The 20,479-nt window shown below is 36.5% G+C and carries 18 protein-coding genes; 15 read left to right on the plus strand and 3 right to left on the minus strand.

Going from position 1 to position 20,479, the window contains the following annotated elements; all coding sequences use genetic code 11:
• Nucleotides 1-304 precede the first annotated feature (304 nt).
• From ACIPKN_RS00220 to ACIPKN_RS00230, 3 genes are all read left to right on the plus strand, one after another.
• Nucleotides 305-1,918 carry a putative polysaccharide biosynthesis protein gene (locus ACIPKN_RS00220; RefSeq protein ID WP_400932330.1) on the plus strand — a complete coding sequence of 538 codons (1,614 nt, stop codon included), beginning with the start codon at nucleotides 305-307 and terminating at the stop codon, nucleotides 1,916-1,918.
• Nucleotides 1,919-1,927: 9 nt separating this feature from the next.
• On the plus strand, nucleotides 1,928-2,641 hold the full coding sequence (locus ACIPKN_RS00225; RefSeq protein WP_400932332.1) for a pseudouridine synthase: 714 nt from the start codon (nucleotides 1,928-1,930) through the stop codon (nucleotides 2,639-2,641).
• A gap of 175 nt (nucleotides 2,642-2,816) precedes the next feature.
• A complete protein-coding gene (locus ACIPKN_RS00230; RefSeq protein WP_400932334.1) occupies nucleotides 2,817-4,331 on the plus strand; it encodes a GGDEF domain-containing protein in 1,515 nt (504 codons plus the stop codon).
• A gap of 495 nt (nucleotides 4,332-4,826) precedes the next feature.
• Here the strand turns inward: ACIPKN_RS00230 and ACIPKN_RS00235 are convergent, their stop codons facing one another.
• Nucleotides 4,827-6,002: an MDR family MFS transporter gene (locus ACIPKN_RS00235; RefSeq protein WP_400932336.1), complete on the minus strand. Its 1,176-nt coding sequence runs from the start codon at nucleotides 6,000-6,002 to the stop codon at nucleotides 4,827-4,829.
• A gap of 480 nt (nucleotides 6,003-6,482) precedes the next feature.
• Here ACIPKN_RS00235 and ACIPKN_RS00240 point away from each other — a divergent pair, with 480 nt between their 5' ends.
• Entirely contained in the window at nucleotides 6,483-6,659 is a 177-nt protein-coding gene (locus tag ACIPKN_RS00240; protein WP_400932338.1) for a hypothetical protein, read from the plus strand.
• A gap of 265 nt (nucleotides 6,660-6,924) precedes the next feature.
• Here ACIPKN_RS00240 and ACIPKN_RS00245 read toward each other — a convergent pair whose 3' ends face one another.
• On the minus strand, nucleotides 6,925-7,146 hold the full coding sequence (locus ACIPKN_RS00245) for a DeoR family transcriptional regulator (RefSeq protein WP_036118795.1): 222 nt from the start codon (nucleotides 7,144-7,146) through the stop codon (nucleotides 6,925-6,927).
• A 355-nt stretch (nucleotides 7,147-7,501) separates the two neighbouring features.
• Here ACIPKN_RS00245 and pepV point away from each other — a divergent pair, with 355 nt between their 5' ends.
• From pepV to ACIPKN_RS00280, 7 genes are all read left to right on the plus strand, one after another.
• Entirely contained in the window at nucleotides 7,502-8,908 is a 1,407-nt protein-coding gene (gene pepV, locus ACIPKN_RS00250) for a dipeptidase PepV (RefSeq protein WP_400932340.1), read from the plus strand.
• Nucleotides 8,909-8,937: 29 nt separating this feature from the next.
• Nucleotides 8,938-9,792, plus strand: a complete 855-nt coding sequence (dat, locus tag ACIPKN_RS00255; protein WP_400932342.1) for a D-amino-acid transaminase — start codon at nucleotides 8,938-8,940, stop codon at nucleotides 9,790-9,792.
• Nucleotides 9,793-10,122: 330 nt separating this feature from the next.
• A complete protein-coding gene (locus ACIPKN_RS00260; protein WP_400932344.1) occupies nucleotides 10,123-11,127 on the plus strand; it encodes a nuclease-related domain-containing protein in 1,005 nt (334 codons plus the stop codon).
• A 3-nt stretch (nucleotides 11,128-11,130) separates the two neighbouring features.
• Complete coding sequence (locus tag ACIPKN_RS00265) at nucleotides 11,131-12,066, plus strand: diacylglycerol/lipid kinase family protein (protein ID WP_400932346.1); 936 nt, start codon at nucleotides 11,131-11,133, stop codon at nucleotides 12,064-12,066.
• Nucleotides 12,067-12,178: 112 nt separating this feature from the next.
• The gene (gene trmB / locus ACIPKN_RS00270) at nucleotides 12,179-12,826 is read left to right on the plus strand and encodes a tRNA (guanosine(46)-N7)-methyltransferase TrmB (RefSeq protein ID WP_400932348.1); all 648 of its coding nucleotides are present in this window, start codon (nucleotides 12,179-12,181) and stop codon (nucleotides 12,824-12,826) included.
• Between the two features lie 11 nt (nucleotides 12,827-12,837).
• Complete coding sequence (locus ACIPKN_RS00275; protein ID WP_400932350.1) at nucleotides 12,838-13,701, plus strand: YtnP family quorum-quenching lactonase; 864 nt, start codon at nucleotides 12,838-12,840, stop codon at nucleotides 13,699-13,701.
• Between the two features lie 431 nt (nucleotides 13,702-14,132).
• Nucleotides 14,133-15,359, plus strand: coding sequence for a carboxylate--amine ligase (locus ACIPKN_RS00280; RefSeq protein WP_400932352.1), 1,227 nt, complete (start codon nucleotides 14,133-14,135; stop codon nucleotides 15,357-15,359).
• A gap of 599 nt (nucleotides 15,360-15,958) precedes the next feature.
• Here the strand turns inward: ACIPKN_RS00280 and ACIPKN_RS00285 are convergent.
• Nucleotides 15,959-16,273 carry a hypothetical protein gene (locus ACIPKN_RS00285; RefSeq protein ID WP_142508747.1) on the minus strand — a complete coding sequence of 105 codons (315 nt, stop codon included), beginning with the start codon at nucleotides 16,271-16,273 and terminating at the stop codon, nucleotides 15,959-15,961.
• 284 nt (nucleotides 16,274-16,557) lie between these two features.
• Between ACIPKN_RS00285 and ACIPKN_RS00290 the strand changes: the two genes are divergently transcribed.
• From ACIPKN_RS00290 to ytpR, 4 genes are all read left to right on the plus strand, one after another.
• Nucleotides 16,558-17,634, plus strand: coding sequence for a M42 family metallopeptidase (locus ACIPKN_RS00290; protein WP_400932354.1), 1,077 nt, complete (start codon nucleotides 16,558-16,560; stop codon nucleotides 17,632-17,634).
• Nucleotides 17,635-17,709: 75 nt separating this feature from the next.
• Entirely contained in the window at nucleotides 17,710-18,231 is a 522-nt protein-coding gene (locus ACIPKN_RS00295; RefSeq protein ID WP_400932356.1) for a DUF84 family protein, read from the plus strand.
• 342 nt (nucleotides 18,232-18,573) lie between these two features.
• On the plus strand, nucleotides 18,574-19,398 hold the full coding sequence (locus ACIPKN_RS00300; protein ID WP_400932358.1) for a DUF1444 domain-containing protein: 825 nt from the start codon (nucleotides 18,574-18,576) through the stop codon (nucleotides 19,396-19,398).
• Complete coding sequence (gene ytpR, locus ACIPKN_RS00305) at nucleotides 19,395-20,009, plus strand: YtpR family tRNA-binding protein (RefSeq protein WP_142508750.1); 615 nt, start codon at nucleotides 19,395-19,397, stop codon at nucleotides 20,007-20,009. Before ACIPKN_RS00300 ends, ytpR begins: the two co-directional genes overlap by 4 nt.
• Nucleotides 20,010-20,479: the final 470 nt, after the last annotated feature.

A 20,479-nucleotide genomic window follows, 5' to 3' on the forward strand; every position in this document is an offset into this window, starting at 1 on the left:
ATTTTGCGATGTTTTGCTTTCTAGTTGTTTTGCTGAATTTTTTATGGCGGTAGTATTAAGATTTAAACAGTAAAGAAAGCTACGTTTGAAACAATCCTGTAAAAGTGCTCGAGTAGCGGAAAAAACCGCTCAGGCACCCAGTGAAACTCCAAAGGTAGCAGAAAGGACTGTTCAAGAATCAGGTTAAACCTCATTTTGAAAAACGCCTGCTCTGCTTTTATGGAAATAAATACCTTTAATAGCAAATATTTTATAAGTGTTACGGTAATGAAAATATTGATTTTACGATGAATGGATGGGTACGATGTCCAATTTAATGAAAGGTACTGCGATATTAACAATGGGAATGTTTTTATCGAAGGTGCTCGGATTAATTTATATTTTTCCTTTTTATGCGATTGTGGGTGAGGAAAATGTTGCTCTCTATCAATATGCATATATTCCCTATTCGATAATGCTAGCAATAGCCATCTCAGGTGCGCCAATTGCTGTATCCAAGTTTGTTTCTAAATACAATGCATTGGGTGATTACCAATCAGGCCGCAAGCTGATGAAATCTGGCATACTTATTATGATATGTACTGGGTTAGCTGCGTTTATTGTTCTTTTTATATTAGCCACGCCAATAGCGGGGCTTGTTATTAAAAGTGATGAACAGGCATTTACGGTAGAGCAAATTGCTTCAGTTATTCGCTGGGTTAGTTTTGCGCTAATTGTCGTACCATTTATGAGCCTCTGGCGTGGATTTTTCCAAGGATATGACAAAATGGAGCCTACAGCGGTTTCTCAGTTAGTGGAGCAAATTGTTCGTATTGTTGTGTTATTGGGTGGTTCTTTCTTAGTTGTGGTAGTTTTCAAAGGGAAACCAGAAACAGCTGTTTCCTTTGCAGTATTTGCTGCATTTATTGGGGCAATTGGTGGGTTGCTAGTACTTTATTATTATTGGAAGAAGTATCAACCTGAATTTGATTTACTGCGCAGTCAAAGTGTGACGTCTACACAGCTACCAATGTCCAACATATATAAAGAAGTAATTACGTATTCAATTCCAATGGTATTTGTAGGCGTAGCAAATCCGTTGTTCCAATTAGTAGATATGCTAACATTTAATGGAGCTATGATATCTATAGGCTTAGCGGAAGTAACGGATAAGTATTTATCAATGATTAACTTTACAACACAAAAGGTAGTTATTATCCCAGTAATGTTAGCTACAGGTTTTTCGTCGGCACTAGTACCGACGATTACAAAGTACTTTACGCAAGGTGAATATTTATCGCTACGACATGCAATGGATAAAACATATCAAATATTAATTTTTATTACATTGCCTGCGGTAGTTGGAATTTCATTGTTATCGAATGAAATTTACTTTATGCTCTATACTGAAAGTGAGATGGGTGCTATGATTTTAGCCCATTATGCACCTGTTGCTATTTTATTTGCATTATTCCAAGTGACGGCAGCTCTTTTACAGGGCATTGACTTCCAAAAGTGGATTGTCTTAAGCTTATTAACTGGAATTTTCGTCAAGCTAGCGATTAACATTCCGTTAATTCGTTGGATGGAGGCAGATGGCGCACTTCTTGCTACAGCTATTGGCTATAGTGTTTCAATTATCATTAATATGCTTGTGTTAAGAAAAACACTGAACTATAAATCAGAAATGGTTATTCGTCGTGTCATGCTCATTGCTCTTTTGACAGCGGCAATGGCGGTAAGTGTACTAATCGTTCATAAACTTTTAGTGTTATTAATGGGACCAGTAAGTAGTAAATTCTCTGCATTAGTTTATTCTGTTATTTGTGCTGGAGTAGGTGTAGCAGTATATGGCTATTTGTCTTTACGCCTAGGCTTAGCACAAAAGCTTCTCGGTGAACGATTGACAAGAATTACAAACAAACTGGGGCTTAAATAGGAGGTACTAATGCGTTTAGATAAATTACTGTCGAATATGGGTTACGGGTCACGCAAGGAAGTTAAGCAGCTTCTAAAGCAAAAAGCAGTGACAGTAGATGGCGCATATGCGAAGGATGCAGCATTACATGTTGATCCTGACAAGCAGGATGTCTCCGTTTTTGGTGAACGTGTGAACTATACAGAGTTTGTATACTTTATGATGAATAAACCTCCTGGAGTTATTTCTGCAACGGAAGATTTACGAGATGAAACTGTCATCGATTTGTTAGATCCATTACACCAACATTTTCAGCCTTTCCCTGTAGGTCGCCTAGATAAAGATACAGAGGGATTATTGTTGATCACAAATGATGGCATATTAGCACATAATTTATTGTCGCCTAAAAAACATGTGCCGAAGGTTTACTATGCACAAATAGAAGGAATTGTGACAGAGGATGACTGTGAGAAATTTGCTCAAGGTGTTGAGTTAGACGATGGTTATGTAACAAAACCCGGAGAGCTCATCATATTAAAATCCGCTCAGCAATCAGAAATTGAGTTAACGATTCAAGAAGGTAAGTTTCATCAGGTGAAGCGTATGTTTGAGTCTGTTGGTAAACATGTAACGTATTTAAAACGCCTATCGATGGGTAGCCTAAAGCTGGATGACAATCTAGAGTTAGGTGAATATCGAGAATTAACGGCTGAAGAACTAGCTTGCTTACAAAATAGGGATTAAGGAATTCCTCGATGCTAACATTGATTAGTATCGAGGCATTTTTTATATACATAGTTATACCGGTAACTGTATAATTGATATAACTTTTGTGTAAAAAGCTATTTAGTCTATCGTACTAATAAATCTCTAAATGTTTCAGAAAATCTGATGGTGAAAATAAGTAGAGGACAAGTTAATGAAAAACCTAAGAATTAAATTATTAATATCTTTATTTGCCTTTGCATTAATACTAGTTGGTGTTATTTTTTACGTTAATAGGCAAATACTTACTGAAGATATGAAAAAACAAGAAGTCATGAATAGAACATTAATTGAAAACCATATTCTTAAGGATATGCAGGCTGTAGATAATGCACATTTTTATTTTGATAAAAATCTCTCTGAAAAAATGGAAGAAGTACTACGAAAACTAATTACTTATTATAAGGAAAATCCACATATAGCGAAGTGGGATTTACAGAAAATAAAAAGCGAAAACGAAATGGACGTGTACATACTCGACCAATCAAATACCGTAATTTATACAACTTTTGAAAAAGATAAAGGATTAGCTTTTTCAGAATGTTGCCACCGTTTTTCTACTTTACTAGACGAACGTCGAGCAAGTGGAGAATACTACACTGATGGTATAGATATTTCAACAACTACTGGGGGATATCGAAAATTTGGCTATTTAGCAACCCCTGACAAGAAATATTTATTTGAGGTAGGTATCGACTTACTTGATGATCCTGTATTCCAAACTTTTAACTTCGGAAAAACTGCTGACTATTTAATAGATAAATATGCAGATTTGTTAGAAGTACAAACGATAAATGCGGGTGGTGTTTTCTTTGATGATTCTAAATCTAAAAAAATAACTGTAAATGATAAATCGAAAATGTTTCAAGAGCATTTTGAGCTAGCAAAAAAAACGATGAAGCCAACGGAATATCAAACGGAGTTTAAAAATGGTTATATCGAAAAATACCGTTTTATACCATACGAAGCGGAAGCGGTTCGGGGAGAATCCTCTAGAAGAGTTGTATATGTGAAATATGGTAATTTCACAGAAATGAGAGCGCTAACTAAAAATATAAAGCAGTTTCGAGTATTGCTTTATATTGCCTTAGTAACTTCTTTCATCATGCTATTAGTCATTAACAAACTCCTTTCCAAAACGATTCATCTTGCAACCTATGATCCTTTAACAAATGTTTATAATCGTGCTACCTATGTTAGTAAAATGGATAAGTTATTAAGACAAAGAAAGACGAATCAACCTGGTTTATTGCTGTTAGATTTAGATAATTTTAAACAAGTAAATGATCGGTTTGGACATGTTGAAGGTGATAAAATTTTGATTGAAACAGCAAGAACATTAAAACAAGAAGTAGGAAAAAATGGCTTTGTTGTAAGATTTGGTGGCGATGAATTTGCCATTGTTTTATATGATACGAAGGATGAATGTATGGAAAAATTAGCAAATTCCATTTTGGAGAAAATTCATCACTTGAAGTGTGAGGATAAAGTTTCTATTGATAGATGGTCTGTACTTTCAGTCAGTATGGGCGGAGCTATTTGCATTCATCCAGATGAGTCAGAAAGAAGCTTATTTGAGCGTGCAGATAAGGCGTTGTATCAATCGAAAAATGCTGGTAAAGACCAATACACTAGTTATGCAGAAGCTCCTGCTAATAAAGAAAGCTAATGCCACTTCAAATTTTTAAGGATAACATTATATGTTCGCTCCATTCTTATTAGTGAGTCCAAGCAAGAAGTTAAAGCCTCCGAACGCAATTTGCCGAGGCATAATTGATAGGCTTGAGATTCGCTTATAGAAATGGAGCGATTTTTTGCCGGAAGTTAAAATCCGTAAAAGACTTATTTCTTACATTTTATTGGCTCATCACCAAAAGCTGAGTATGACATTTGTTAAAACAGATGCTATGTATAAAAGTTGATTGGAGTGAAGACTTGGCGACTCCTTAGGGATCAGCATCAGACCCTGGAGCGAGCATAGAGGAGCGAAGGCTAAATCCTTCACGTCCTGTGATAACGCCTACGCGACCAACATCGTGTTGCTGCCGCTACGTTACACTACGCTTTCGCACAAAAAACACCTGTAGTCCTAAGCGGCTCATCGGCAGCAACAAAGCGCTCAGTCGGAACGGATATCAACGACATGTTATGGTGATGAGCCACTTTATTCCTGTTGCGGTTTAAGCTTGGATCTATAAAATATACAACTGCATAAAACTAGAACAGCAATGACCGCAAACATTGCATTCATATAATGTGTTAACAGCCACCCACCAATAATTGGTCCAATAAATCCTCCTAAATTTTTAAATTGAGCTGCTCCTAAATAGGTTCCCTTTTGTGTATCAGGCGCAATTTCATCAATCATGACACTCATAGTTGGAAAGGCGAAAATTTCACCAATCGTGAATATAATCATAGCAATAATATATAACGTATAGTTAGTTGAGAAGCCGAATAATAAAAGACCAAATGCCAAGAATAAAATCCCTACTAATAGAGTAGCTGTTGATGAAAAACGTTCCGAAAGTATACTAATCGGTAATTGTAGTAATAACACAACTGCTGCATTTAGTGAGATTAGTAGAGAATAAAGCTTGGTTCCATCTTCAAATTTAAGTTCAATGATTTGTGGCAGTGTTGAATCAAATTGAGAGTAACCGATATTTATTAAAATTGCCCCGAAAATAAAGCTTAGTAATACACGATTCGTAAATAGAATCGTAAAGGTTTGCAGTATTTTAGTTGGATTTGAAGCTTTTGGTTGTTGCATTTCATAGCGATTTAACACGAAAAATAAAAATACGGCGTAAATAATATACATAGTCCCTGTCAGCATGAATGGAATACTTGGGTTGGACAATTGAGAAATATAAACACCAAAAATAGGGCCGATTACAGCCGCTATGTTAATGGCTGTGTAACGAAACGAATATAATCTTTTTCGTTTATCTGCAGGAGTAAAATCAATCATTAATGCCTGTGTTGAGGGTTCAAAGAAGGAGCGACATAAGCCATTAAGGCCGTTCAATGCTACAAAGAACCAAATCGTTTGTGCTGTTGCAAAGCCAAAGAACACAATACTCCAAACAATAATCGTAAGTAAAATGACGTTTTTTCTACCAAAGCGGTCTGTTAAATAACCACCGAAGAACCCTCCTACAGTGGAGATTAACGGTGCAATACCAACCGTCAAACCTATTTGTAAAGGGGATGCTTCTATCTCATTATGTAGGTAAATTGCTAAAAAGGGCATTGCCATAAAACTTGCAATACGTGTGAAAATAGTTCCTCCTAAAATAATCCAAACTAGTGGGTGAAACAGTTTGGGAAGTTTCATAGAATCCTCCTCTCGAAATGAAGAATGTTTCGATTTTAACGGATTGTTAAACAATTGTAAATAGTGGGAAAATATTCAGAGTTAACGATGAGGAAACAAATTTTATAAAAATACAGTAATTTTTTAGAGTGGTGGTTTGAACAGAAAACCTCTAATGTGCAGGAACATCTATAAAAATAATAATACGTTGTATTAAATGATCTGCATGAAATTTCAAAATTTGCGAATATTTATTATTTTATTTTTTAGAAATATAGGCATGGTGTTTTTTGATAGATGATAGGGTGAATGGTAGAAAACAAAAGGCTGTTTTCGTATAGAGTGTTGCTATTCAACTCCCATGAAAGAACTTAATCATCTTTCATTTTCTGTGGTGAAGAGATTATTTTCGCGCTTCATGGAGGGCTAACGGGGTAGGATAGTTAAACAAAAACGGTTGTATTATTATGGTAAAATTGATTGAAAGGGAGGGCTTTCAAAATGAATTTTTCTGGGGATATGGTAGGTATGGTAGGAGCGTTGTTTGCGTTAATACCTATTTTGTTAGTAGCTTTAGTATTAAGATGGGTTAGAATCATTCGAGTAAATAGTGAAATTCAAATTGAACAAAACAAAGAAATTATTTCTTTACTTAAAGAAATGACTAAGAAAAATTAAGTGAGAAGAAAAGCGATAAATAGATGGGTGATTGAAGAAGAAGTGCAGTTGCCTTTTTCGCTAACAGGGTAGTTTAGTTAAATTTGGATTCACAACATATAAAAACCAAAAAGACAGAATTTAATCTAACTATTTTGTAGATTAAATCTGCTTTTTTGTTTTAACAGCAACAATCTTTTAGAAAACAGCCAAACAAAAAAAGAATGACCACGACGAAAGGTCATTCTTTTTCCATACAAGATGCTTTACGTGTTACACGTAAAAACTAAGACGTCATTTTTACTTTTTTCTTCGTCGTTGTCCATTTGCCTCGACTTGGACTCATCACCAAATCGTTAAAGGCTAACACGTTCAAATCTCTTTGAACGGTGCGAGGAGTGATACTAAACTCTTCGACTAAATCCTGTGTAGACACGGTTCCTTTGTCTAAAATAAACATGTACACATCTTTAATACGATTAAGCATTCGATCAGTAGTTGGTTTCATAAATGAACCACTCCTTCATCTTAATTCTCTTGGCAAAGACTAGCGGACGACAATATGTGCGGAGTGCACTTAGGCTAATAAGTAGCTGCCTTAGACATCCCCTTTTCTAATTTTATATTCAGAAAAATTGTTCTGATAAGTTCATTATATAGAAAAACAAGTCAGTTTTCTAGTGAATGCAAGAGGAATTTACAATTAAGACATAAAATTTTCACAGTATTTTGTGGGAATAAGTGAAAAACGTGCTATATGTGGTAGTGTTCGAAGTAAGATTTTGAAAAGTTGTCAGAAAGATGATTGTAATTTATGTTGTAAAGAGTAGAATAATGTTATTACTTTAGAGGAGGTACATCATATGGATTGGTTACAAGCTGCAAAGGAAAGACAAGATGAATTGATACAAGATTTACAGGAGCTTGTGCAAATTAATAGTGTTCTTGATGAGAAGACGATCACTACTGAAGTACCTTTTGGTGATGGTCCATTAAAGGCTCTTGAATGGTTATTAGCAAAGGGCCAAGCTGAAGGTTTGCAAACTAAAAATATTGATAATTATGCAGGTCACATAGAGATGGGTGAGGGTGACGATTTATTAGGTATTTTATGTCATGTTGACGTGGTACCCGTTGGTGATGAAACAAATTGGATATACCCACCCTTTAGTGGCACTGTAGCTGATGGTAAGCTATTTGCTCGTGGTGCAATAGATGATAAAGGCCCAACAATTGCAGCATGGATGGCCATGAAACTTGTCAAAGATGCAGGCATCGAACTTAATAAAAGAGTCCGTATGATAATCGGTACGGATGAAGAAACTGGCTTCCGCTGTGTCGACCACTATTTTAAACATGAGGAAATGCCGGCGATTGGATTTGCACCAGATGCGGATTTCCCGCTCATCAATGCTGAAAAAGGCATTGCAGAGCTAGTGTTCTCTCAAAATAAAACAGGCGATGCTTCGAAAGAACAGCTATTACTATTTAATGCTGGAAAGCGACCAAATATGGTACCGGATTTTGCAAAAGCAACGGTGCAGTTCGTTTCCCCACAATTCGAACAGAATTTTCACACATTTTTAAGCAAAAATCAGTTAGAAGGCTCTTTATTAATTGAGCGGTCTCGCTATATAATAACTATCAAAGGTAAAGCAGCCCATGCAATGGAGCCGGAAAAAGGTGTCAATGCAGCTGTTTATCTTGCAGCATTTTTACAACAAGAGTTGACGACAGAGGCAAGTAAACAATTTGTCGACTTTATCGCAGATGTTTTTTATCAAGACCATTATGGTAACAAGCTTAATTTACAATTTGAGGACGAAATGTCTGGTAAAACTACATTGAATCCAGGTATTGTAACTTTTGATGTGACTAAAGGTGGTAGCATGGTCATTAGCATGCGCTATTCTGTCACATATCCATTTGATGAAAAAATCACGGAAGCACAACGCTTAGCTGTGGCGAAAGGATTTTCATTGGATATTCAGGATGACTCAAAGCCTCATTATGTAAGCGAGGACGATGCATTTATCCAGACTCTAGCAGATATTTATAGACGTCAAACAGGAGATTATGAAACGCCTTTACTTTCTACAGGTGGTGGTACGTACGCACGTGTCATGAAAAAAGGTGTGGCATTTGGCATGCTGTTCCCGGGTGAACCTGATGTAGCGCATCGTGCGGATGAGTTTGTCGTCATTGAAAATCTCATAAAAGCAACAGCTATTTATGCTGAAGCGATTGTTGAACTTGCAGGAAACAAATAAATTAAAGATGAAAAGGATGAACATAACAAATGGCATATTCATTATGGAATGATCAAATCGTTGAAGAAGGATCAATTACAGTATCTCCAGAAGACAGAGGTTACCAATTTGGTGACGGCATTTATGAAGTAATTAAAGTTTATAACGGAAATATGTTCACAGCACAAGAACACATTGATCGTTTCTATGCGAGTGCCGAAAAAATTCGTCTTGTCATTCCTTATACTAAAGACGTATTACACAAATTATTACATGAACTTATCGAAAAAAATAATTTGGAAACAGGTCATGTTTACTTCCAAATTACACGTGGTACAACTTCTCGTAATCATATTTTCCCAGATGCAAGTGTTCCAGCTGTATTAACAGGGAATGTTAAAACTGGTGAGCGTTCATATGCAAACTTTGAAAAAGGTGTTAAGGCTACCTTAGTAGAGGATATTCGCTGGTTACGTTGTGATATTAAATCTTTAAACTTATTAGGTGCTGTACTGGCAAAACAGGAAGCATCTGAAAAAGGCTGCTATGAAGCTATTTTACATCGTGGGGACATCGTAACAGAATGTTCATCAGCAAATGTTTACGGCATTAAAGATGGTAAGCTTTATACACACCCTGCAAATAACTTTATTTTAAACGGTATTACACGCCAAGTTATTTTAAAATGTGCTGAGGAAATTAATTTACCTGTTATTGAAGAACCAATGACAAAGGCTGATTTATTAACAATGAGTGAGATCATTGTGTCATCTGTATCTTCTGAAGTAACACCTGTTATCGATGTTGATGGTAACAAAATTGGTGCTGGAGTTCCTGGTGAATGGACTCGTAAATTACAACAAGCGTTCGAGGCGAAATTACCGCTTTCTATTGATGCGAAATAATGATTCTTGTCAGAGGGCTACCCTATACTTTGGGTAGCTCTCTTTTTCTATAGAACAAATTATGGATGTTTTATCCGGAAACGTCATGTAAAATAAAAAGGATGAATGCAGTTGTTGAATGATTGCTATCGGAATTTAAGGTTAAAGAGCAAATGTCGATGTAATGAATGCAAATGTCTATTTCACTTTATTTAGTAATTTTTTATGTAGCGACCGCTACAACTACATTATGCCAAGGAGAAAATTGATACTTCGATTTGCCTTCCAAGCAGTAGTAGGGAAATTAGCAAATTAGATATAGGGCGAGTAAGATTGGAGTGACCAAAACACATGGCACAATTGGTGAAAATACAAGATTATATTTCACGCTATCAAATTGATTTAGCAAGATATCCAACTCAATTTGTACGCTTAAAGAAAAGTCAATGGGAGCGTGTTAAGCGACAGTGGGAATTAGGAGAAGAAATTAGTGAGTGGCAACATACCGACGAAGACTCAGAAAATGATTCTTTCACAGAAAAAGAGAAATTCTCTTTATTCAAAAAGATATTTGCAGGTCGTCAGAAGGAAGAAAATGTGGACGTTGAACAGATAGAAATATCGAATGAACTAATAAGTGATGAAGATATCATACCTGAAGAAGAAACGACTTTAACATTTGAACCGAAAATTGTCTACGCACCACAATCAATTCATGAATTAAAACGAATGTTTATCGATCAATTTTTCCATTTTCAAATGAAATGGGCAAGTTCAACATTACGTGAAAAGTCGTATGTAGATCCTCGTTTTATGCGTGATCCATTATTACGAAATTTATTGCAAAAATTACCAGACAATTATTTGCTTTTTTATTATCCTATTTTACAAATTAGAAAAGCACCCATAGAGCTTGATGTCGTACTAATGTCACCGACAGAATGTATTTGTATAACAGTGCTAGAAGCAGAAAATCAAGCAGTTTATGTGGGAGGCAGTGAGCGATTCTGGATAAAAAAAGTAGGAACGAAGGATTCAAAAGTCCTTAATCCAATGATAAGTTTAAATCGTATGGAGTCTGTATTAACGCAATTATTTACGCAGGACGATATAAATATGCCAATTCGTAAGGTCATATTAACACAGAATGGCTATTTCGATTATCCAGGATCACCTTACGGAATTCAATTTGTAGATCGTCGAAATTATGGAGAGTGGATGGAGCATTTAAAGAAAGTATCCTCTCCTATGAAACATATGCAAATTCGTGCTTCTCAAACGATTTTAAACAACGTACAAACAACATCTTTTAATCGAGATATTTGGAAGCAATCTTCTCAACCAGCCGGGGATTAGTGAATGCGAGTATTATTTATTGTGAATGAAGCAGCAGGGCACGGCAAAGGTAAGAAAGTTTGGCATCACCTTCAACAACAATTATCAATGAATTATGAAGTTGCTTTTACAGAATATGAGGGGCATGGAAAGGAACTTGCAAAAAATTGGGCGCAAGATGCTAAAACCAAACAATTAATTGTTATTGTTGGCGGTGACGGCACAATACATGAGATTGTTAGTGGCGTTGTACATAATAAATTTATCGTTATTGGTGTAGTCCGTGCTGGTTCCGGAAATGATTTCGCACGATACTTTACTACATTTCAAAATGCTTTTCAAATTGAAAGCTATATACAAAATAATGAAATGGCTAATCTCCCAATGGATGTTGGTGTCGTTCAATTTGAAGATCAACAGCACGAAATATTCGTCAATAATGCTGGTGTGGGCTTCGATGCATTTGTCACAAAACGTATTAATAAATCCCGTTTGAAGTTTTATCTCAATAAAATCGGGCTCGGCAAGTTATCCTATGCTGCGGCTGTTGTAAGAGGGCTATTTAGCTTTAAATCCTTTGATGTAACTATTCGGACAAACGATCAAGAATGGCAATTTAAGCAGGCGTGGTTTGTAGCGACGAGCAATCAACCTTATTTTGGAGGGGGGATGAGAATTTCCCCATCTTCTAAACCTAATGATGGACTAATCGAACTAACAATCGTTCACGGTATTTCGCGACTTAAATTGCTACTAGTATTTGTTACTGTGTTTTTTGAAAAGCATACAAAATTTAAAGAGATTACTTTTTTGCAAGGCAATCAATTTAACATTTTCGTGCAAGCAAATAACGTTGATTGTCATACGGATGGTAACTATATTGGAGAAATTAGAGAGGGAACGAATATTCCTTGTACAGTGCAACGTAATGCTTGGCAGGTTATAGCAAAGAAACATTGAAAAATGGCCCATCACTAAAATATCATTTCGCAATAATTTCATGCGAATTTTATGGTTATACGTTATACTATAAAAAATCAATAATTTCATGAGAAAGAAATGAGGAAAAAAATTGAGATTAAGAAATAAGCCTTGGGCGGAGGAAATGATTACGAGTCATCCAGAGGTGATTGTTCCAAATCCTGAAGACTTTAAAGGGAATTGGCAGGCTGTTTTCGGAAATGACAACCCACTACATATTGAAATAGGTACTGGGAAAGGACAATTTGTCACAGGTATGGCCTTACAAAATCCAGATATAAATTATATTGGCATTGAGCTTTATGACAGTGTCATTGTTTGTGCATTGGAAAAAATTATAGAGGCTAAATCTCCAGCGAATTTACGACTATTAAAAGTAAATGGCGCAGATTTAAATAAATTTTTTGCAAAAAATGATGTAGACCGTGTGTATCTGAATTTCTCAGATCCCTGGCCAAAAACGCGCCATGCTAAGCGACGTTTAATGCACGGGGATTTTTTGAAATTATATGAGTCGATTTTAGTGGATGAGGGGGAAATCCATTTTAAAACGGATAACCGTGGTTTGTTTGAGTATTCATTAATTAGTATGTCTGAATATGGTATGTTACTTAAGTATGTATCACTCGACCTACATGCGAATATGCCTGAGGATAACGTTATGACTGAATATGAGCAGAAATTTTCTGCTAAAGGACAGCCGATTTATCGTCTAGAATCGCAATTCTTTACTAAATAGGGGGAGTATGGATGGATCAGTTAACGTTTCACAGTATGTCATTATCATGGCTAAACGGGGGTGTCACTTGCCTTGATGGCGGTGCTATGTTTGGCGTTGTACCAAAACCACTTTGGTCACGCAAATATCCAGTCAACGAAAAAAATCAAATCGAGCTACCAACTGAGCCGATTTTAATTCAATATGATGGCAAAAACTATCTTGTTGATACTGGTGTTGGCTTTAACAAATTAAATGAAAAACAACTACGAAACTTTGGGGTAACTGAGGAATCAACATTAGCGGCTAGCTTACAGGAGCTAGGACTAACACCAGCTGATATTGATGCAGTATTAATGACGCATCTACATTTTGACCACGCTGGGGGTTTAACGCAATGGGAAGATGATATCCTTGTACCAACATTCCCGAATGCCAAAATCTTCGTAACGAAAATCGAGTGGGACGAAATGCGTAAGCCAAATGTTCGCTCGAAAAATACGTATTGGAAAGAAAACTGGGAGCCAGTTCAGCACTTAATAGAAACGTATGAAGGTACGTTAGAAGTAGCTCCGGGTATTGAAATGATTCATACGGGTGGTCATAGTGATGGACATGCCATTATAAAATTAACTCAAAATGGCGAGGTATTATTGCATATGGCAGATATTATGCCAACACATGCACACCAAAATCCATTATGGGTTTTAGCGTATGACGATTATCCAATGACGAGTGTCTTTGCCAAGGAACGTATAATGAAAGAAGCACTTGCAAATGGCTACGGCTTTATCTTCTACCATGATGCGTATTACCGCATGATTAAATGGGATGAAACAGGTAAAGAAATTGAAGATAAATTAGAACGCAGCAGACAAGCTGTTATTACATTTTAAATAAAAAACGTGTGAACCTTTTGTGTTCGCACGTTTTTTTATCTTTATTCAGCAAATGTTCTTTGAAACGAAAGTACAACCGTGATTACAGAAGACTTTCACCTCTGAAATGGAACATTTAAAGGGAACTTCCTGTATTACGGGTGGGTATTTTTAGGTTTTACAAAAATGGAGGTTTAATTTATTTAAAACGTATGCGATGTATATAAGTTGATTTCCGTTCCGGCTGGACGCCCCCAGGAAGCTCTGCTCTGCGCGAAAGCGAAGCGTCAGCGGCAAAGCGCGCCCGGCCGGAACGGAAATCAACTTCACGTTATGGTGATGAGCCTAATTGTCTATACCCCATTTTTTTGACACTTTTTTCGTGAACATCTTGGAAAATATGATACACTAAAAGCTATACTAAAACACAAAAGAGAGTTGAAATATACATGGCAACTGAGCAACCATTTTTACCAGTATTACTAGGATCAGATATGAATGCATATGGTATGGCACGTGCATTTTATGAGGCATATGGTATTAAACCACTTGTATTAGGGCGTTCACATTTAACGGCAACGCAAGATAGTCATATCATAAATTTCGAAGAGATTGATCGCTTAAATGAACAGGATGTATTTGCACCTGCACTTGCAAAGGTCGCAAAAAAATATTCAGATAAAAAACTACTGTTGTTAGCTTGTGGAGATGATTATGCAAAGCTTATTATCAAAAATAAGCCAGCATTGCAGGAGCATTTTACAGTACCATATATTGATGAATCACTTATGGATGAAATTTTATTAAAAGAAAATTTCTATAAAATGTGTGATAAGTACGATTTTAAATATCCTGGTACGACGACTGTAACAGCAGACAATTACGAAAACTTTACACCACCATTTGATTACCCAATTATTTTAAAGGCATCGAACTCGGTGGAATATTGGGCATGTAAATTCCCAGGTAAGAAAAAAGTTTTCGTTGCGAATGATGAAGCGGAAAAAACAGCTATTTTAAAAGCAATTTATAGCTCAACTTATCAGGATACAATGATTATTCAAGAATTCATTCCAGGTGATGATTCGTATATGCGTGTATTAAATGCGTATGTAGGGAAGGATGGCAAAGTGAAGCTAATGTGTCTAGGAAACCCAATCTTAGAAGAGCATTCACCTGAAGGAATCGGTAGTTATGCAGCTATTATTACAACATACGATAAAGAATTAATGGATCAAGTACGTTTCTTCTTAGAGGATATCGGTTATACAGGCTTTGCTAACTTCGATATGAAATATGATATGCGTGACAAACAGTATAAGTTGTTTGAAATTAACTTACGTAATGGTCGCTCTAGTTATTATGTAACAGCAAGTGGTCATAATTTAATGAAATATGTAGCGGATGACCATATGTTAAATATTGAACAGGAAGTAACTTATGTTCAGGACAAGCATTTATGGATGATCATTCCTAAAGGCGTGCTATTCAAATATGCATCAAATGAAAAGCTTAAGTTAGAAGCTAAAAAATTAATTCGTGAAGGGAAATATACAAACTCTCTTTACTTTAATCAAGATATGAATGCGAAACGTTGGGTGAAGCTAACGTTAAATAATTTAAATTATTATCGTAAATATAAAAAATACTTCAACAATAAAGGATTGTCTGAGTAAAACGAAGAAGCCATCTCCAATGACGAGATGGCTTTTTCAAGTTATTGAAAAACTATTATATCGATGAAATAAAGATGTATTATTAAATAAAAATAGCTCTTCAGCAAAAAGAGTGGTTGATTTCCGTTCCGACTGGGCGCTTTGTCGCTGACGCTTCGCTTGCGCACAGTTAAAACATTTGCCGCTGACGCTTCGCTTTCGCACAGAGCAGAGCTTCCTGGGGGCGTCCGATGAGCCGCTTCGCTGCGCTGCAGGGTCTCATCTGTGACGCTGATCCCCGATGAGTCGCCCAGTCTCCACTCAACTTATTCACATAGCGTATATATGTATGCCACTCTAATTTATAGTGATAAAAAGAAATTTTTAAAAATTGTTTTTTGTGCGAAAGCGTAGTTTAACGTAGTGGCTGCAACAGGGTAAGCAACTTGAAGATTGCTCACAGAATAGCGAGTGGTTAGGAACTGAAATCTCTCTCAACATTCTTAAATATTTACTTGATCATTTTGTTTTTAACTCTATAAAAAGAAGCTATCTCAAATAACTAAGATGGCTTCTTTTTTGTAGGGTTTTATAATATTTGTTCGCGTATTACTGGAAGGTTATACTTCTTGTAGCTCTACTACTACACCTGAGCGTGCGTCAGCAGCAAATTCAAATGTTTGCATTTCGCCCTCATTCATACGAGAGATACCTCCACGGTATACTGGAATAGTCATAATGCCGTTAGAGAAATTGTCTGTTTTCATAAAAATCCAAGAACCGTCAATCGGTGAATCCTTTTTAAATTCCTTTTTTATGTTTTCGAGTACTTGTCCTGCAGGTACATACGGAGAAACCTTTTCGCTTGCTTCTTTAACAATGACTGCGGCAGCTAGGCCAGTAGCAACACCAATTAAAAAATCACGTAATTTCATGCTTCTTTCCTCCTTTTTCTATAGCTCCATTTTAACATAGCATACAGAGTGAATGCACGTTCACACTTTAGCACTTTTTAGGAAATGTATCAATATTACGAATTTGGAAATTGCGCTGGTGCTTTGCTATTGCACAGAGCAAGTTTTGGGTAAACTTTGAAGATGAACGACAATTCTCATTTATTTTGCTACTCATTGAAAAATGGAAGTTTTCTGAAGAATATAGATAAATATGTTACAATGGCAGGGAAGAATATTCTACTTCGTGGGGAGAGAGAGTCATCATGAATGAGGAAACATTACAATTATTTAAAACACTAACAGAATTACCAGGCGCACCGGGTAATGAACATGCGGTACGAGCGTTCATGCGTTCTGAGTTGGAAAAGTACTCGGATGAGATTGTTCAGGATAATTTAGGGGGTATTTTCGGTGTGAAGCATAGTGAAGTTGCTGATGCACCAAAAGTGTTAGTTGCTGGACATATGGATGAAGTGGCATTCATGGTTACTTCTATTACTGATAACGGGATGATCCGCTTTCAAACATTAGGTGGCTGGTGGAATCAGGTAATGCTAGCGCAACGAGTTGAAGTATTTACTAAAAACGGTGCGATTCCTGGCGTGATTTCATCAATACCACCACACTTATTAACAGATGCTGAACGTTCTAAACCGATGGATATTAAAAATATGCTAATAGATGTTGGCGCAGACAATAAAGAAGATGCTATTGCACTTGGCGTTCGTCCAGGTCAATCAACTATCCCTGTCTGCCCATTTACACCAATGGCAAATCCGAAAAAAATTATGGCCAAAGCTTGGGATAACCGCTATGGCTGTGGATTGGCAATTGAATTGATGAAAGAAGTGAAAGGTGAAAAGTTAGCCTCGCATTTATATTCAGGTGCCAATGTAATGGAAGAAGTTGGTCTGCGAGGTGCTCAAGTGTCCGCAAATATGATTAAACCGGATCTATTCTTTGCTCTAGATGCTTCACCTGCAAATGATATGTCAGGAGAAAAAAATCAATTTGGTCAGCTTGGAAAAGGGACATTATTACGTATTCTTGACCGTACGATGGTTACACATAGAGGCATGCGTGAATTCATCTTAGATACTGCGGAAACGAATAATATTCCTTATCAATATTTTGTATCACAAGGTGGTACAGATGCAGGACGTGTACACACGGCAAATGACGGCATTCCTAGCGCAGTAATTGGTGTTTGCTCACGCTATATTCATACATCTGCTTCAATTATTCATATTGATGACTATGCAGCTGCAAAAGCTTTAATTGTGGAACTAGTGAAAAAAGCTGATCGTTCGACATTAGCAACGATTCGCGCTAATGTGTAAAGTGATTCCGCTGAAAGAAGTTAAAAGATGCCTTTAGGGGCATCTTTTTCTATGTGAGGAAAGAGGGATTAGAAAATGAACATAACTATTGGAACAACAAACAAAGCAAAAACAGAGGCAGTTGAAGTTATTGCTAGAAAATATTTTGATAAACCAAATTTTACCTACGTTAAGGCTGCTTCACAAGTATCCGATCAACCGATGACTCATGAAGAAACACGATTGGGAGCAATAAACCGTTCGGAAAACGCAATCAAAGAGACGGATGCCCAATTATCGTTTGGATTAGAGGGTGGAGTGACTGAAATTGATGGTGTTATGTACGTTTGTAACTGGGGAGCACTTACAGTATCAAATGGCACAACTTATACAGCTGCTGGCGCACAAATTATATTACCAGAAGAAATTGCCCAGGAAATAAGAGCTGGGAAGGAACTTGGGCCTGTAATGGAGCACTATACACAACGCCGAGATATCCGACAAGGTGCGGGAGCTGTAGGAGTTTTCACACAAGGATTAGTAAGTCGTCAGATGATGTTCGAGCATATAGTTTCGCTTCTTATTGGCCAATATTTATTCACATTAGCACATGACTAGTTTCTGTTGATTAGTGATAATGGAATGGTGAAGTTGCAACTTTAAAATAATTTTTTTAAAATAGGAAAATATAAGATAATTTACATGAGATGACGAAAATCGTTCATTCGGTTAAGATTAAATAATTGGATAGTTTTGAACAGAACGGTTCACGAACATGTGAGCCGTTTTCTCTTCACTAAACTTCTTTCAGCAATTATTTTCTGTACCGAAAGCGCTAAATAAGGGGAAAGGATACCCAAATTTGCTGGAGTAAACGTTACGACCTGTGACAATTTATTTCTGCGCGACAGCGGTAATTACGCAAAAATAAATTAATTTAGAAGAAAGGATGTGAGCTAGGTGAAACAAATTAAATCAGAACAACTTGTGACCCTATTAAAACAACATTTGAATGAGGAAAAGTTTGATTTTGAATTTGATAAAAAGCATGATAAATTACGCCTTAACCATAAAAAAATTGGTAAAGGGATGGAGCTATCTCTACCAGGCATTTTAGCAAAATATAATGACAAGCAAGGGGCTGCAATCGATGAAGTTGTTTATACAATCGAGCAAACCTTTAATGCTATGGAACAAGAAATGGAACAAGGATTCCAAGCTATTACAAAAATTTATCCAGTTATTCGCGCAACATCCTCCCCTAAAGCCTCGAAGGAGGGGCATGCATTCATTACTACTGAGCATACAGCTGAAACACGTATTTTTTATGCGCTTGATTTAGGAAAAACCTATCGTTTTATTGATGAATCCATGTTAGAGGTACTACAATTAACAGTAGAGCAAATTCGTGAAATGGCACGATTTTCTGTAAAGCAATTGCCAACAGTTTATAAAAAAGATGAAGTTGCAGGGAATATTTTTTATTTTGTTAATGCTAATGATGGCTACGATGCAAGTCGTATTTTAAATGAAAGCTTTTTGAAAGAGATGCAGACTAACATTGAAGGTGACATGACGTTATCTGTACCACATCAGGATGTATTAATAGTAGGTGATATTCGTAATGAAACAGGGTATGATGTATTAGCGCAGATGACGATGCATTTCTTCGCTGTCGGTACTGTACCGATTACGTCATTATCTTTTATTTATGAAGACGAGGAGCTAGAACCGATCTTTATATTAGCAAAAAACCGAGTTAAAAAGGAGCAAGAGAAACAATGAATGTATTTTACAACAAAGAGCATGTAGGAGATGTATTGCTAGTACAATTAGCAACAGAATCAATCGTGAAGACAGAGTTAGAACGTGCGGGTGATATCGCTATATTAAAGGAAGCACAAACGGGAGAAATTAAAGCATTTAATTTATTTAATGCTAGCAACTATATTCAAACTGATGCAAAAGGTCTAGTTGAAGTTACTCCGGAATTAGTAGAACAACTTGAGGCAGCTATATCAAAAAATGGAGCTGTAATCAGCCTTGATGTAGATTTTTCTCCAAAATTTGTTGTAGGTTATGTAGAAACGAAGGACAAGCATCCAAATGCTGATAAATTAAACATTTGTTCTGTAAACGTAGGTGAAGAAACATTACAAATTGTATGTGGCGCGCCAAATGTGGAAGCAGGTCAAAAGGTTGTTGTTGCAAAAATCGGTGCAGTGATGCCTTCTGGAATGCTAATTAAAGAAGGTAATTTACGTGGTGTTGAATCATACGGTATGTTATGTTCAGCACGCGAATTAGCAATACCAAATGCACCTTCTGAAAAAGGAATTTTAGTATTACCGGAAGATGCGATAACTGGTAGTGCGTTTGAGGCACCAACAAGATAAAGCCTTCGGAAGCACTGTTTAGCTGTGCGAAAGCGCAGCGACAGCAACAAATGTTTTCTGTGCGAAAGCGCAGCGACAGCAACAATTTGCTAAGTGAAAATTGATTATATGTACTTAAAATCGTTATGCTACTATTATGCTAGTAACATAACGATTTTTTTATCTAGAATGAGCCTCTTAATGCAAGTTTCTATTACATTTTTATGGTATGCTTTTTGTTATAGACATTTAACTTCTTTCAGCAAGTATTTTCTGTAGCGACAGCAACAATTGTTTTTTGTACCGAAAGCAAAGCGTCAGCTACAGAAGTCTCCTACCTCTATAGGTAGTGAGATGAATGCAGATTTAGGCTACTTTTCAGTGGGTGTCCAAATACCCGCTGAAATAGAGGACCTCAGTCTAAGAACGCCACGTCCTGTGGCAACGACTGAGTGACTAACATCATGCCGCTGACGCTACGTTAACACTAC

Origin of the sequence: Lysinibacillus sp. NPDC086135 (assembly GCF_044746345.1) — a bacterium.
In the GTDB taxonomy this organism is placed as follows: Bacteria; Bacillota; Bacilli; order Bacillales_A; family Planococcaceae; genus Lysinibacillus.